This is a genomic window from Thalassobius sp. MITS945101 (assembly GCF_047123305.1).
Lineage (GTDB): Bacteria > Pseudomonadota > Alphaproteobacteria > Rhodobacterales > Rhodobacteraceae > Thalassobius.
The window spans coordinates 875840-889904 of the sequence record NZ_CP138918.1; the positions used below are offsets into that span (position 1 = coordinate 875840).

15 protein-coding genes are annotated in these 14065 nt (G+C 58.0%); 11 read left to right on the top strand and 4 right to left on the bottom strand.

Annotated features, from left to right (window positions below; genetic code table 11):
* Positions 1 to 50 precede the first annotated feature (50 nt).
* Both SIC14_RS04500 and SIC14_RS04505 read right to left on the bottom strand, forming a co-directional pair.
* Positions 51 to 1322: a hypothetical protein gene (locus tag SIC14_RS04500; protein ID WP_412564635.1), complete on the bottom strand. Its 1272-nt coding sequence runs from the start codon at positions 1320 to 1322 to the stop codon at positions 51 to 53.
* Between the two features lie 106 nt (positions 1323 to 1428).
* On the bottom strand, positions 1429 to 2211 hold the full coding sequence (locus SIC14_RS04505; RefSeq protein WP_412564636.1) for a calcium-binding protein: 783 nt from the start codon (positions 2209 to 2211) through the stop codon (positions 1429 to 1431).
* A 232-nt stretch (positions 2212 to 2443) separates the two neighbouring features.
* On the opposite strand from SIC14_RS04505, the gene SIC14_RS04510 reads away from it, so the two are divergent.
* The 4 genes from SIC14_RS04510 to rpsO all read left to right on the top strand — a co-directional run bounded on the left by SIC14_RS04510 (position 2444) and on the right by rpsO (position 4853).
* A complete protein-coding gene (locus SIC14_RS04510) occupies positions 2444 to 2959 on the top strand; it encodes a DUF1643 domain-containing protein (RefSeq protein ID WP_412564637.1) in 516 nt (171 codons plus the stop codon).
* 10 nt (positions 2960 to 2969) lie between these two features.
* Complete coding sequence (locus tag SIC14_RS04515; RefSeq protein ID WP_412564638.1) at positions 2970 to 3314, top strand: DUF5665 domain-containing protein; 345 nt, start codon at positions 2970 to 2972, stop codon at positions 3312 to 3314.
* A gap of 123 nt (positions 3315 to 3437) precedes the next feature.
* On the top strand, positions 3438 to 4394 hold the full coding sequence (locus SIC14_RS04520) for a calcium-binding protein (RefSeq protein ID WP_412564639.1): 957 nt from the start codon (positions 3438 to 3440) through the stop codon (positions 4392 to 4394).
* Positions 4395 to 4583: 189 nt separating this feature from the next.
* Positions 4584 to 4853, top strand: coding sequence for a 30S ribosomal protein S15 (gene rpsO / locus SIC14_RS04525; protein ID WP_412564640.1), 270 nt, complete (start codon positions 4584 to 4586; stop codon positions 4851 to 4853).
* Between the two features lie 65 nt (positions 4854 to 4918).
* Here rpsO and SIC14_RS04530 read toward each other — a convergent pair whose 3' ends face one another.
* The gene (locus tag SIC14_RS04530) at positions 4919 to 6265 is read right to left on the bottom strand and encodes a pyridoxal phosphate-dependent decarboxylase family protein (RefSeq protein ID WP_412564641.1); all 1347 of its coding nucleotides are present in this window, start codon (positions 6263 to 6265) and stop codon (positions 4919 to 4921) included.
* 58 nt (positions 6266 to 6323) lie between these two features.
* Between SIC14_RS04530 and SIC14_RS04535 the strand changes: the two genes are divergently transcribed.
* The 7 genes from SIC14_RS04535 (at position 6324) to SIC14_RS04565 (ending at position 13114) form a co-directional block, all read left to right on the top strand.
* The gene (locus tag SIC14_RS04535; protein WP_412564642.1) at positions 6324 to 6653 is read left to right on the top strand and encodes an ArsR/SmtB family transcription factor; all 330 of its coding nucleotides are present in this window, start codon (positions 6324 to 6326) and stop codon (positions 6651 to 6653) included.
* Positions 6654 to 6783: 130 nt separating this feature from the next.
* The gene (locus SIC14_RS04540; protein ID WP_412564643.1) at positions 6784 to 7503 is read left to right on the top strand and encodes a sterol desaturase family protein; all 720 of its coding nucleotides are present in this window, start codon (positions 6784 to 6786) and stop codon (positions 7501 to 7503) included.
* A gap of 122 nt (positions 7504 to 7625) precedes the next feature.
* Positions 7626 to 8879, top strand: a complete 1254-nt coding sequence (locus SIC14_RS04545; protein ID WP_412564644.1) for a GTP-binding protein — start codon at positions 7626 to 7628, stop codon at positions 8877 to 8879.
* A complete protein-coding gene (locus SIC14_RS04550; protein WP_412564645.1) occupies positions 8879 to 9157 on the top strand; it encodes a DUF6525 family protein in 279 nt (92 codons plus the stop codon). Before SIC14_RS04545 ends, SIC14_RS04550 begins: the two co-directional genes overlap by 1 nt.
* Positions 9158 to 9323: 166 nt before the next feature.
* A complete protein-coding gene (gene pnp, locus SIC14_RS04555; RefSeq protein WP_412564646.1) occupies positions 9324 to 11450 on the top strand; it encodes a polyribonucleotide nucleotidyltransferase in 2127 nt (708 codons plus the stop codon).
* Positions 11451 to 11564: 114 nt separating this feature from the next.
* Entirely contained in the window at positions 11565 to 12281 is a 717-nt protein-coding gene (locus tag SIC14_RS04560) for a glycosyltransferase family 25 protein (RefSeq protein ID WP_412564647.1), read from the top strand.
* Positions 12278 to 13114 (top strand): alpha-1,2-fucosyltransferase, encoded by an 837-nt coding sequence (locus SIC14_RS04565; RefSeq protein WP_412564648.1) that lies wholly within the window; start codon positions 12278 to 12280, stop codon positions 13112 to 13114. The genes SIC14_RS04560 and SIC14_RS04565 overlap by 4 nt, the downstream gene beginning before the upstream one ends.
* Positions 13115 to 13176: 62 nt before the next feature.
* Here SIC14_RS04565 and SIC14_RS04570 read toward each other — a convergent pair whose 3' ends face one another.
* Positions 13177 to 13830 (bottom strand): peroxiredoxin, encoded by a 654-nt coding sequence (locus SIC14_RS04570; protein ID WP_412564649.1) that lies wholly within the window; start codon positions 13828 to 13830, stop codon positions 13177 to 13179.
* Between the last annotated feature and the right edge of the window lie 235 nt (positions 13831 to 14065).

Consider the following 14065-nt stretch of genomic DNA (forward strand, 5'->3'; position numbering starts at 1 on the left):
ATCCAATTCTGTCGTTCACCGGGGTTGCAGCGCGCCAGCGTGTCAGGACCTTAACTATTTTCCCAGAAAACACCCTCTTGGCTGCCAGCAACCAACAGGATGTCCGCGGCTTTGGCAACCTCTTCGGTGATGGCGTTGCCGCTTGCGTCAAGCCAAACAGTGGGATCGAAATCTTCGCCATTTGTTGCCGCGACCGTCGCAGTGGTTTGATCCCCGTTCAGGCGGGCCACCAACCAATCGCCAATCATCACCGAAGTCTGGTTGGTCCCAGCATCATAGGTCAGTTCGATGGTCGACAAAGCGTCTGCGGTTTCGACCGTGGGGAAACCGAAGTTATAGCTGCCAGCCACCGCGTGATGGATCACCAACTGATCCTCCCCCGTTTGGAAATCGGTTATTTCACCAGACCAGCTGCTTTCCGGTGTGTATTGGGCAATGACATGGAAACTGTCTGCGCCAGTGCCGCCCGTCACCGTGTCAGCCGCGCCCAGCCATAGGGTATCGTCACCACCTTCCCCATCCATCTCAACGCCAGTGCTATGGGTAAAGAAGCTCAAACCTGCGGAGTGGTTGCGATATTCATTGTAAAATTCATCGTTTCCACTGAAGAGGTGATCATCACCTTCCCCGCCCAAAACAGTGTCGTGCCCTTCGCTAAGGTTGAACCATTCTGTCGCGAATATCCAATCGTCCTCCGCTGTGCCCTGCAGCAGTTCAACTTCGGTGGTGCCAAAGGTTGCAAGGTAGGTCGGGGGCAAAACACCAACGGGCCGAAGTTCGTGACGCTCTGGTCCCGCATCACCGTAGCCATCGAAAACAACCGAGATGGTCTGACCTTCCTCCAGTGTCACGTTTGGCAGGTGGATCAGCGCCGTTGGCCAATCGTTGGCGGCGATATAAAGGCCGGTGCCGTCCTCGCTAAGAAAAAGGTCTATATAGTCCCGTTCGTTGGAACCATTTCTGACGTCAACCACGTCTTCATCCGGGTTGAAATCGGTGATGACGCCATCAAGGCCATTCACTCCCAGCCGAAAAGTGTCTGAACCTGCGCCCCCGGTAACGATGTTGTCTTCGGCAACAACAAGGGTGTCATCACCTTCTCCGCCCACCAAACTGTCGGCCTCTCCAGCGTCGCCAGTCAACAGATCATTGCCGGCACCGCCAACAAGCAGATGCGCCTCACCTTCGGAGCCGGAAAGGGTCTGGTCTTCTACTGTGTCTTCTTCTGGAATGTCTTCTTCTGCAGTGTCCTGCTCGGTTGGCAGGAACCCTGCACCAATCAAAAGTGCACTGAAGCCTAGGAGGATCATCAGGGGTGTCATGCCAAATGTCGTAGAAGAGAATTAACTTCCAACAACCTAGAGACGTTTTGCGGCAATGTTGAGGCTGATTTACAGTCTTTGTGCAGGGGCTTGGGCTGGCGCGGGTTTAGCTCGCTTCGCCGACCAGATCCTGCAGGGCGCGTGCTGTGAGGATGACATGGGCGGCTTCGCCTTCAGTGGTGGGGATCACATTGCCGTCCACATCCAGCCAGACGGGCGCAGCGGGATCAGTTTCACCGTCATAGAAAGCCACACTCAGATCGCTCTGATCGCCAGTGAGGGTCAGGATGTCCTGGCCACCCAGTTCCACCACCGTTTGGTCGGCAGCAGCGTCATAGGTCATCAAGAAGCTGTCCACCGCATCTTCGGTGGCAAAGTCCGATGTATAGACACCTTCATGCAGGGCATAATCGATCTCTATCGAGTCCTCAGTGGCGTCGAAATCCGTGATCTCGGCCGCTTCATGGGTGCCGAAATAGCCCAGCGCGATGGCTTTGAAGGTATCGCCGCCTTCGCCGCCCGTTGCCTGACCGTTGGGACCAACATACAGCATGTCATCGCCCGCACCGCCGATCAGCACATCGCCGTCATTGCCGTGCAGGTCCATCTCACCCGGCTGGTGGTTCCAGTCATCGCCAAAAAAGTCATCGGAGCCGCCGAAGAGCAGATCGTCCCCTGATCCACCCTCCAGCGTGTCTGCTCCGGCTTCGCCGAACAGCGTGTCGTTCCCGGTGCCCCCACCCAGAACATCATCGCCGCGCCCGCCCGCCAGATAGACCTCTGGGTCCACCAGTTCGGGTTCATCATCCAAGGCCAAGTCCCCACCGGCCCCGGGGGCGTTCACATCCTCTGAGAGTGCCTGCTGATCGGACCCCTCCAGATCAGTCAAACCAAACGCACTCGCAAACATCGCACTCAATAAAAACAGAAAGGTCACTGCACTACCTCATATGGATCGTCGTTTTCGACTTATGAGGGGACACTAACATATCCTTAGGGATCCCTAGAGTCATCTAGATGACGACAATCGGCGGCGGACCAACAGGGCCAAAGCCCTGCCTTTGCAGGGTTTGGCGCAGGATCGCATTGCACCACTGACGGAATTATGGCCATGTGCGGGGATGATTACGCGCGAATTCCAGAAGGGCGATGCCCATTCCGTTGCGGTCTATTCGGACTGCGAAAAATACCGCTACCAGCTGACCCGTGTTTGGGATCCGGCGGGGCGCAAGGCCCTGTTTGTGATGCTGAACCCGTCTACCGCAACCGAGGTTCAGAACGACCCCACGGTGGAACGCTGTGAGCGACGGGCGCGGGCGCTGGGGTTCGGCGCCTTTCGGGTCACCAATATCTTTGCCTGGCGCGACACCGATCCGCGCGCGATGCGCGCCGCCGAGGATCCGGTTGGCCCCGCCAATGACCAGACCATTCTGGAGGGCTGTGACTGGGCTGATCAGATCATTGCGGCTTGGGGCAGCCACGGCGATCACCGCAACCACGGCGCTCATATCGCGGGTCTGCTGCGGGGTACCGGCCGAGAGGTCTATGCGCTGGGGCTGACCAAGGCCGGACACCCTAAACACCCGCTTTATATCGCCTACACGCAGCAGCCGGAATTGTGGCAGATCCCCGCCTGAAGGAGGCCCGATGACCGAACCAACCAACGCTCCCCTCTCTGCCCCCTACCCCGCGCCATTGTCCGAGGCCGAGGTCAAAGCGCAGGAAACCCTGACCCGCCTGACGGACGAGGTTGAGAAGCTGAACAGCCACCGTTTTATCGCGGTACAGAACTCGATCTGGCGGCTGATCGGCTTTCAGTTTCTGCGCGGCCTTGCCTTTGGTCTGGGCTCCGTGATCGGTGCGACGCTACTGGTGTCGATCATTGGTTGGTGGCTGTCACAGTTCGAGTTTCTGCCGGTGATCGGAGACTGGATGGTGATCTTGGCAGATGAGTTCGACCGCGCCATCGGCACTGAACAGACAGGCCAGTGAGACGGGCCAGCGCACCGTGACCTTCAGCAGCGGTTAACCATCAGATCGAACGGGTTTTGACCTACCAGGCCTGATCCCCCACACTTTCACCCCTCAGTTCAGAGGTGACTTGCGGGATTCGGTATGTGGCTTGTGGCAGGCATGTTAGGCGCAATGATGGCGGGCGTGGCGCTGGCCGGTTTTGCCACGTCCCCGGATATGGAGGATGTCGAAAACAACCCGTCCGAGGAGGATGAGGCGCAGCTGCCCTCGGATGGTTTCGGCGCGCCAGCCACCGATATGTTTGACAGCATGTTCCCCCCCGACGACGGTTCCTCCGCCTCCCCTGCGACGCTGCCCATTCAGGAAGACTGGACCACCGCCTCTGATCTGGCACCGGTAAATGGCAGCCTGGACGCCGATATCATTGCCGGCAGCGATTTTGACGACCTGCTGATGGGCCATGCGGGCGACGACCAGATCCACGGCTATGACGGGAACGACCAGATTCGCGGAGGCGACGGGGCGGATGACCTGCTGGGCGGCGACGGTGCGGACGCACTGTTTGGCGGCCTGGATGCCGACGACCTGCAGGGCGGCAGCGGTGCCGACACGCTGCATGGCGGCGATGGGGCGGATGCGTTAAGCGGCGGCAAAGGTGGGGATGCCCTGCATGGCGGGCTGGGGGATGATGTCCTGCGCGGCGATGACGGCTCTGACACGCTGTTCGGGGGCTGGGGCAACGACACGCTGACGGGGGCAGGCGACGATGTGCTTGATTTCCTCAACGGGGGCGGTGGGGACGATCAAATCACCTTTGGTTCTGGCGATATTGTCAGTTCCGGGGCGGGTGCGGATTGGATGATTGCAGAGTCCGCGACCGCCAGTGCGCAGGTGATGGATTTTGATACCGGCGAGGACACGCTTGTGCTGGTTTATGACGACAGTGCAGGCCCGGCCCCGATGCTTAGCGTTGCGCCCGATGCGGCCGACCCTGACGACCTGATTGTCTTCCTCGACGGGGAAGAGGTGGCGTTACTTCATGGCGTTGGCGAAAGCGCCGTGGCCGATATTCGGCTAATCCCTCAGTCACGCGCCTGACCCCAAGCGCCCTTGTGCTGTCCCTGATACAGCCGCAACCGGCTGCATAGGCCTTTTTTACTTCCCTTTCAGCGCAAATTCCCCTATCAGCGCGCATCGCTTCTGCCGATGCAGCGCGATTCCTCCATAGGACCTTGTCTGGACGACATCCCGGCTTGTGCCCTGAACCCTCTAACTAGGAGAAACCCGATGTCGATCACCGTTGAAGAAAAAGCCCGCGTCATGAAAGAATTCGCAACCAAAGAAGGCGACACCGGTTCGCCCGAAGTACAGGTTGCTATTCTGTCCTCGCGCATCGCGACCCTGACCGAGCACTTCAAAACCCACAAAAAAGACAACCACGGCCGCCGTGGTCTTCTGATGATGGTTGCTCAGCGCCGTAAGCTGCTGGACTACCTGAAGGGTAAAGACGAAGCCCGTTACGCTGACCTGATCAAACGTCTGGGCCTGCGTCGCTAAGGTTTTCGGATCTTCACGATCCAAAGAAACGCCCACTCTTCGGAGTGGGCGTTTTACGTTTTAACTCAACCGTTTGGCCCAATGCGGCGCAGCAGAGCAATCAACCGGTCGACGTTTTCCTGTTCCGTGCGGAAGGAGGACAGGCTGATCCGAAACGCCGGTCGGCCTTGCCAGACGGTGCCGCCGAACCAGACCTCGCCGCTGTTTTGCACCTGCTGTAATACCCGCGCCGTAGCCGCATCATCCGTTCCGCGCACCAGCACTTGGTTCAGAACCACACGGTTCAACACATCAAATCCTGCGTCCTGCAACGCCGCGCCAATCTGCTGCGCCTGGGCATGGTGTTTCTCAACCAGCGCGGCCACACCTTGACGCCCCAGGCTGCGCAACGCAGCCCAGATCGGGATACCGCGCGCACGGCGGGAAAACTCCAGCGTCAGGTTTTTCTGCGAATCTGCGGAAGCCGTGGAATAAGCCGCGTCGGAGTTCATCACCCGCGCCAAGGCCTGCGGATCGCGGCAGATCGCCATTGCCCCGTCATAGGGGGTGTTCAGCCATTTGTGCCCATCGGTGGTCCAGCTGTCCGCGCCTTCGATACCCTCTGTCAGCCCCTTCAACGCCGAGGCCCGCGCCCAGAGGCCAAAGGCCCCATCCACATGCACCCAAGCACCCGCCGCTTTGGCAACGGGGATGATCTCGGCAAAGTGGTCAAACTCCCCCGTGTTCACCTCACCTGCCTGAAGGATAAGGATGGTTTTGTCGTCGAGTTGCGGCATTTCGGCAGGGATCAAACGCCCTTCGGCATCAACCGGCACCTTGATGACATTCGCCCAGCCAAACCCAAGGATCTGCAGGGCTTTGCGCACGGTGACATGAGCGGTTTCTGGTACCACGACTTTCACTTCGGGTGCGCCCATAAGACCCTGTTCGGCATAGTCCCACCCCTGCCGTGCCAGAACATCGGCCCGTGCCGCGGCCAGGGCGCTAAGCCCACAAGCCGTCGCCGAAGTCCCAAAGGCAACAGCCGCCTCCCGTGGCAGATCCAGCACCTCCAACAGCCACTTCGCCGCCTGTTTCTCGATCGCATCTGCCGCTGGGCTGCCATCAAAGGTCGAGGCACATTGATCCCACGCCCCCGCCAGCCGTTCCGCAGCTGCGGCCGCAGGCAGGGTCGCACCGATCACAAAACCGAAATAATTCGGGCCGTTGTTCACCACCGTCGCTGGCGAGCCATGCCGGTCCATGAGCGCCAAGGTGTCGACTGCGGGATGGCCTTGTTCAGGCAACAGCTCGTCAAACTCTGCCAGGGCAGAAATCGCCTCAGCCGACGGGAAAACCCGCTGTGTGGCAACGCCCGATACATAGTGGCGCGCGCGACGGTCCGCTTCTTCTAGCAACTCAAGCTCATTCATGGCATTGTCCCAACATGCGAATCTATATCGAAGAAAAGCTATATAGAGAGATTTCTATATGAGCAACGGATTTGTCGACATGGTGCCAGCACTGCGTGCTTTGGCCAATCCGCATCGTGCGCAGATCATGGACTGGCTGCTGGATCCGCTGTGCCATTTCCCGCCACAACGGGATGGCTGCCGGTTGAAGGATGGGGTGTGCGTCGGCTTTATCACCGACAAGACCGGCCTGACCCAACCCACGGTCACCAGCCATATGAAAGCGCTGGAAGCGGCGGGGCTGGTCAGTTCAAAAAAGATCAAGAACTGGGTGTTCTACAAGGCGGATGTGGCACGGCTCCAGACATTGTCGCAGGGGTTTGACCAACGTGAGACAGCGCAGGGCTAGGCCCGTTACCGTCGCGTCCCGGAGGAAGTTGACGCCAAGTCTACGGTGACAGGTCCTGTCTGTTTGCTAGATTTCTTGCCTGACCCCGTGGGCGCAACCCTGCCCTCGGGACGATTTGGGAGGATCAGTCATGGGACCAACGCTGCGCGTTTTGATGAACATGGGCACTTTGCACCGCCTGCTGCCGCTTTGGATTGCGGGGGTGGTGGCCGCTGTTGTGTTCTGGACACCCTGGTTGTTGCTGGCCTTGGTCTATGGCGCGGTGATGCAGTTCTTTGTCGAATATGCCATGCACCGGTTCCTGCTGCACCGTGAACCGCCCACCGATCAAAGCCCCTTTAACGAGCTTTATCGCAGTCATATCGGACACCACGAATTTCCCAATGACCCCGAGTTTTTTACCGGTGATCAACACTGGTACCCGGTCAAGTTCGCCTCGAAGTCCCTTGTGGTGCACTTCCTTATTCTCTGGCCTTTCGTAGGTTGGCAGATGGCGCTGCTGTTTCCTTTTTTGGCGCTGACGGTTGGGTCCGTTTCGGCCTTCACCTTCTATGAGTACTGCCACACGCTGGCGCATCTGAACGTGCCGAAGGGCTGGTTTGGCGAACGGGTGACCCGCAGCCATCTGCGCCATCACTTCAATGATCACGAAGCCACCTACCATGTGAGCTTTGGCATGGAATGGATTGACCGGCTGTTCGGCACCAAATACGACCGCGCCGCCGCCAAAGAGCGGTTTGACCGCGACACCATCCTGTCGATGGGTATGAACCCGGACGACCTGCGGCTGGTAACAGCGCGCAAAGCTTTTGGGATCAAGGGCCACCCGACGCGCCGGAAAGAGGCCTGACCACGTCCCTTCACGCCCCGCTTAGCAAAACCCCGCCACCTTGTGTGTGGGGTTTGTCATTTGGGTTGTGTTTACCTTCGAATTGTTATGTTATCACATCCCGAATCAAAAAAGGTGCGCCCATGTCCAGAACGTCCTCTTCCAGACCTGCTGATCCTCGCCTACCCGTGACCGTGCTGTCCGGCTTTCTTGGGGCAGGCAAAACCACCCTGCTGAACCGGCTCTTGAACAATCGCGAAGGGCGCAGGATTGCGGTGATCGTGAACGACATGTCCGAGGTGAACATTGACGCGGATCTGGTGCGTAATGACACTGGCAACCTCAGCCACACAGATGAAACACTGGTGGAGATGTCCAACGGCTGTATCTGCTGCACCCTGCGTGAAGACCTGCTGATCGAGGTGCGCCAATTGGCGGATCAGGGCCGGTTTGACTACCTGCTGATCGAATCCTCCGGCATCTCTGAACCGATCCCTGTTGCGACATCTTTTGAGTTTCGGGATGAAAACGGGCTGAGCCTGTCGGATGTGGCGCGGCTGGACACGATGGCCACCGTGGTGGATGCAGTGAACCTGCTGGAGGATTACTCCAGCCATGATTTTCTGGCAGATCGCGGCGAAACGGCGGGCGAAGAAGATGACCGCACCTTGGTGCATCTGCTGACGGATCAGATCGAATTTGCCGATGTGGTCGTGTTGAACAAAGTTTCGGCCGCTGGCCCCGAACGCACCAAGGCGGCGCGTCAGATCATCCGCAGCCTCAACGCTGATGCCCGCATTGTCGAAACCGATTTTTCTGATGTGCCAGGAGAGGCGCTGCTGGACACCGGGCTGTTCGACTTTGAAACCGCCCATGAGCACCCGATGTGGGCCAAGGAACTTTATGGTTTTGAAGACCACGTGCCCGAAACCGAAGAATACGGTGTCACCTCCTATGTCTTCCGCGCCCATGCGCCCTTTGATCCACGTCGGATTCACGATTTTCTCAACGGACCGCTGCCCGGGGTGATCCGTGCCAAGGGCCATATGTGGATCGCCTCGCGCCCCAATTGGGTGGCCGAATTTTCACTGGCCGGCGCCCTTTCCACCGTGCGTCCGATCGGGACGTGGTGGGCCTCGATGGCGGCAGAGCGCTGGCCGGATCACGAAGGGTTCCGCAACTACATGCGCACCCATTGGAAAGAACCCTTTGGCGACCGCCGACAGGAACTGGTGTTCATCGGCTCTGGCATTGATTGGGCCGCGATGCGCAAAGGGTTGGAAAGCTGCCTGATGCGCAATGCAACGGCTGAAAACCTCGACGGTTTTGCAAATATGTCGGACCCCTTCCCGAACTGGCGTCACGCCCATGAGGCGCAAGCGGAAGAACTGGCCTGATGCCCCGGGCGGAACGACGCAGACACCGGGCCGGCAACCTTGGCCAGACAGGTCTGAAACGGCGGCGGCGCAACGCAGATCCGATGCAGGATTACGATGCGCTTGCCCCGGACCTGCGCCACTGGCTGCAACAGGCGGTGCTGCCCTGGTCGCCGCAATCGTGCAAACGGATCTGGCAGAAGATCCGCGCCGACGGCGCCAGCTGCGCCGAAGCCCTTGCCCATATGGACCGGATTGAAGCCGCGACTCTCAACCGTACCGCAGGCGAAAGAGTCTGATTGTTGTTTCAAAACGACTGAAAAACATGTATGGCCCCGCTATCTGAGACGTTGTGCCCGGACCCTGGCACTCGCAATGAAGATATTGGGTCGGCGGCAATGGGGCCGTCATTTACACAAGGCAGCGCGGGATACGCCCGAGGATGCTGCCAACTAGGATACGCATATGTTTGACGTAACGACCAAATCGATGCAGTGGGGCGAAGAGACCCTCACTCTGGAAACGGGCAAGGTTGCCCGTCAGGCCGACGGCACCGTCATCGCCACTCTGGGCGAGACTTCCGTCATGGCCAACGTGACCTTTGCGAAGGCACCGAAACCCGGTCAGGATTTCTTCCCGCTGACCGTACATTACCAAGAGAAATACTACGCCGCCGGTAAAATTCCTGGCGGTTTCTTTAAGCGCGAAGCGCGCCCGACCGAAAAAGAAACCCTGACCGCACGTCTGATCGACCGTCCGATCCGTCCGCTGTTCGTTCCCGGCTTCAAACACGAAGTTCTGGTGATGTGCACCGTGCTGTCCCACGACCTGGTCAACGACCCCGACGTTGTTGCCATGATCGCCGCCTCTGCTGCGCTGACCATTTCCGGCGCGCCGTTCCGCGGTCCGATCGCCTGTGCCCGTGTTGGCTTTGAGGATGGTGAATTCATTCTGAACCCGACCGTGGACGACATGGATCAGCTGCGCAACAACCCCGAGCAGCGCCTCGATCTGGTTGTCGCTGGCACCAAAGACGCCGTGATGATGGTCGAATCGGAAGCTTACGAGCTGACCGAAGCTGAGATGCTGGGTGCGGTGAACTTCGCCCACGAGCAGATCCAGCCGGTGATCGACCTGATCATCGATCTGGCCGAAGACGCCGCAAAAGAGCCGTTCGAATTCGTATCGCCCGACTACTCGGAGCTGTTCGAAGTGGTGAAAGCCGCCGGTGAAGAGCAGATGCGCGCCGCCTATGCCATCACCGACAAGCAAGAGCGCGTTGCCGCTGTTGCCGCTTCGCGTGAAGCCATCATTGCTGGCCTGAGCGAAGAACAGCAGGAAGATGCGGATCTGGGTTCGGCCCTGAAGAAGCTGGAATCCACCGTTCTGCGTGGCACCGTTGTCAAAGAGGGCAAGCGGATCGACGGCCGTGCGTTGGACGAGATCCGTCCGATCGTTGCCGAAACCGGCATGCTGCCGCGGACCCACGGTTCGGCCCTGTTCACCCGTGGTGAAACCCAGGGTCTGGTTGTGACCACTCTGGGCACCGGCGACGATGAGCAGATCATCGACGCGCTGCACGGCAACTACCGTTCGAACTTCCTGCTGCACTATAACTTCCCGCCCTACTCGGTTGGTGAAGTGGGCCGCGTTGGTTCGCCGGGTCGTCGCGAAATCGGTCACGGTAAACTGGCATGGCGTGCGCTGCAGGCTGTTTTGCCCGCCCCGACCGACTTCCCCTACACCGTACGTGTGGTTTCCGAGATCACCGAATCGAACGGCTCGTCCTCGATGGCGTCGGTCTGTGGTGGCTCGCTGGCGATGATGGACGCGGGCGTTCCGCTGAAATCGGCGGTTGCTGGTGTTGCGATGGGTCTGGTTCTGGAAGACGATGGCTCTTACGCGATCCTGTCGGACATTCTGGGCGACGAAGATCACCTGGGCGACATGGACTTCAAAGTGGCGGGTACCGAAAACGGCATCACCTCGCTGCAGATGGACATCAAGGTTGCAGGCATCACGCCTGAAATCATGGAGAAAGCTCTGGCACAGGCGAAAGCGGGCCGGATGCACATCCTGGGTGAGATGAACAAAGCGCTGTCCGGCGCGTCCGAATTCTCTGTTCACGCACCGCGCATCGAAACCATGCAGATCCCGACCGACAAGATCCGTGAAGTGATTGGCTCGGGCGGTAAAGTGATCCGTGAAATCGTTGAAGTGTCCGGCGCCAAAGTCGACATCAACGACGACGGCATCATCAAGATCGCATCGCCCGACGGTGAGTGCATCAAGAAGGCCTATGACATGATCCACTCGATCGTGGCAGAGCCAGAAGAAGGCGCCATCTACAAAGGTAAAGTTGTGAAGATCGTCGACTTCGGCGCCTTCGTGAACTTCTTTGGCAAGCGTGACGGTCTGGTGCACGTGTCCCAGATCGAAAATCGCCGCCTGAACCACCCCTCCGACGTTCTAAAAGAAGGTCAGGAAGTGTGGGTCAAACTGCTCGGCTTCGACGACCGCGGCAAAGTCCGCCTGTCGATGAAAATCGTCGACCAGGAAACCGGCGAAGAAGCCAAAAAAGAAGAAGAGTAAACCTCTTTTCCATCGACAATAGGACTGGCCCCAGCGTTTGCGTTGGGGCCAGTTTGTTATGAGATACGGGACTTATTTCTGGACCGCTTCAAGCAAAGCCCTTAGCAAAATGATATGACCACATCCTTTGTTATCCATCTCTCCAAAAGCAGCGAACGCCAACCACTCGTTGATGCGCTTATAGCGGCGTTACCCAATACACAGGTGATTGATGCTGTCGATGGAAGGGAAATGAGCAACGCAGAACGTGAAATGTTCGCCAAAAAGCACTTACTGAATCCCTCTTACCCTTTCGGTCTGATGCCGTCGGAAATTGGGTGCTTTTTGTCCCACCGCAAAGCGTGGAAAGAAATTGCTGAAGGACGCGACATGTTTGGATTGGTTGCCGAAGATGACGTCGTAGTTCAGCCAGGCTTCGAGAATTCTTTGCAACTCGCGCTGCAACATGGCGCGAATGACAGCCTCATCCGTTTCCCGATGAGAAATCGTGAAATACCACATAGCACTGTGGCTTCCCACCTAAACGTCGCACTGTTTCGGCCCAAAACAATCGGCCTAACCGCCGCCTTGTACCTCCTTGGCAAGGATGCCGCCAAGACGTTGTTGTCGCGATCAAACCAATTCGATCGCCCAGTTGACACTTGGCTTCAGATGCGGTGGCTGACTGGAGTGGATAGCCTTACTCTTTGGCCGAGCCATATAGAAAGCGCCGCAGCAAGCCATGGGGGATCCACTATTCAGGCGAAAAGATCCCGCGTAGAGCAAGTAAAGCGCAGCTGGCAACGCGCCAAATACCGATCAGCAATCAAATCACTTTCGGCAAAGTCATGATCTACACCCAATTTCGCGGTCGCACCGGCAATCAGATGTTTCAATATGCGGCCGGGCGGGCTCTGTCACTGGAACGCGGGACAGGTCTCGTTGTTGATGACCGCGCAGCGATCCATCGCGGCGAATCCAGTTTGCATCGTGTGTTCCAGCTCCCTGTACACCCGTCGGTTAAGCTGCCGCCCGCAAGACACGCATCCCCAATAGGCTATGCGCTTTGGCGGACCCTAAAGCGTGCGCCAAAGATTTATCGCGAAAAATCGTTGGGCTTCGATCCACAATTTTCCGCACTTCCAGATGGCACCTATCTTCACGGCTATTGGCAAACCGAAAAATACTTCAAAAAGTTTCGGGAACAAATTCTTGCAGATTTCACCTTCCCGGACGCACGTGACAAGAACGCCGAACTCGTCTCAAGGATCGGGGAAACGCTATCTGTTTCTGTTCACGTCCGTCGCGGCGACTACGTTTCAAACGCATCCCACGTCGTTTGTGACCAAAATCACTACGATGCAGCGCTCTCGGCGTTGCTTCCGACGTTGAAGGTAGCGCCTACATTTTTTGTTTTCTCAGACGAACCCGATTGGGCCCGAGAGAACCTGAAACTTCCTGGTGAAGTTGTTGTGATCGATCACAATGGTCCCGAAGCTGATTTTGAAGACCTGCGCCTGATGTCGCTGTGCAAACACAACATTATCGCCAACAGTTCCTTTTCGTGGTGGGCCGCTTGGCTCAACAAAAATCTGAACAGGCAGGTTATTGCCCCCAAACAGTGGTTCGGCAAGCCCAGTTTGAGCAATCCGGATATCTGGGCGGACGGATGGACCAGGGTTTAATCTGCTAAAACCAAAACAGCCAGGCATCACCTGGCTGTTTCAAAATCAAACTGCGGGGCAGATCACTCAGGGTTCTTGGCAAACCGCAGATAGGGCAGCTTTTTGTCCAGCGCGCCGTATTTTTCTTCGGCGGCGGCATCATCCAGCGCCAGAGCGACAATGACGTCCTGCCCCTGCTGCCAGTTGGCAGGCGTGGCCAGCGGCTGGCCAAAGGTGCGCTGCAGACCGTCCAGGGCACGCAGCACTTCGGCGAAATTGCGGCCCACAGTCATCGGGTAAGTCATGGTCAGCTGCAGTTTCTTGTCCGGCGAGATGATAAAGACCGAACGCACAGTGGCGCTGTCTGCCGGGGTGCGGCCATCGGGCAGGTAGGCATCTGCGGGTAGCATGTCGAACATTTTGGACACTTCCAGACCGCCGTCGGCGATGATCGGGAAACCGGCTTCAGCACCGGCGTAGGCCTCGATGTCGCCTTTCCAACCTTTGTGTTCCTCAACACCGTCCACCGAGACACCAATCACTTTGGTGTTCCGCTTGGCCCATTCCTCGCTCAGCTGCGCGACGGCGCCAAATTCGGTGGTGCACACAGGGGTGAAGTCTTTGGGGTGGGAAAACAGAATGGCCCAGCTGTCGCCGATCCAGTCATGGAACGAAATGGTGCCGTGGTCCGTTTCGGCGGTGAAATTCGGCACGATGTCGTTGATGCGCAAACCCATTTGTCTAATTCCTTTCAGGTGCTGCAACAGATGTTGAGTGGTCAGGGTAACGCCGAGGTAGGCCCTAATCCCTGTCTTGCAAGCATCATCACCAGACACGGCATTGTTGCAACCCGATTCCGTGCCGCGAAGGCACGCAGAGGGGTCGGGACCGTGCGCTTGCCTGTTCCCTCCACCATTCCACAATAAAACCTACGTAAATGCACAGCGAATCCCCTTGCCAATTAATTTGATC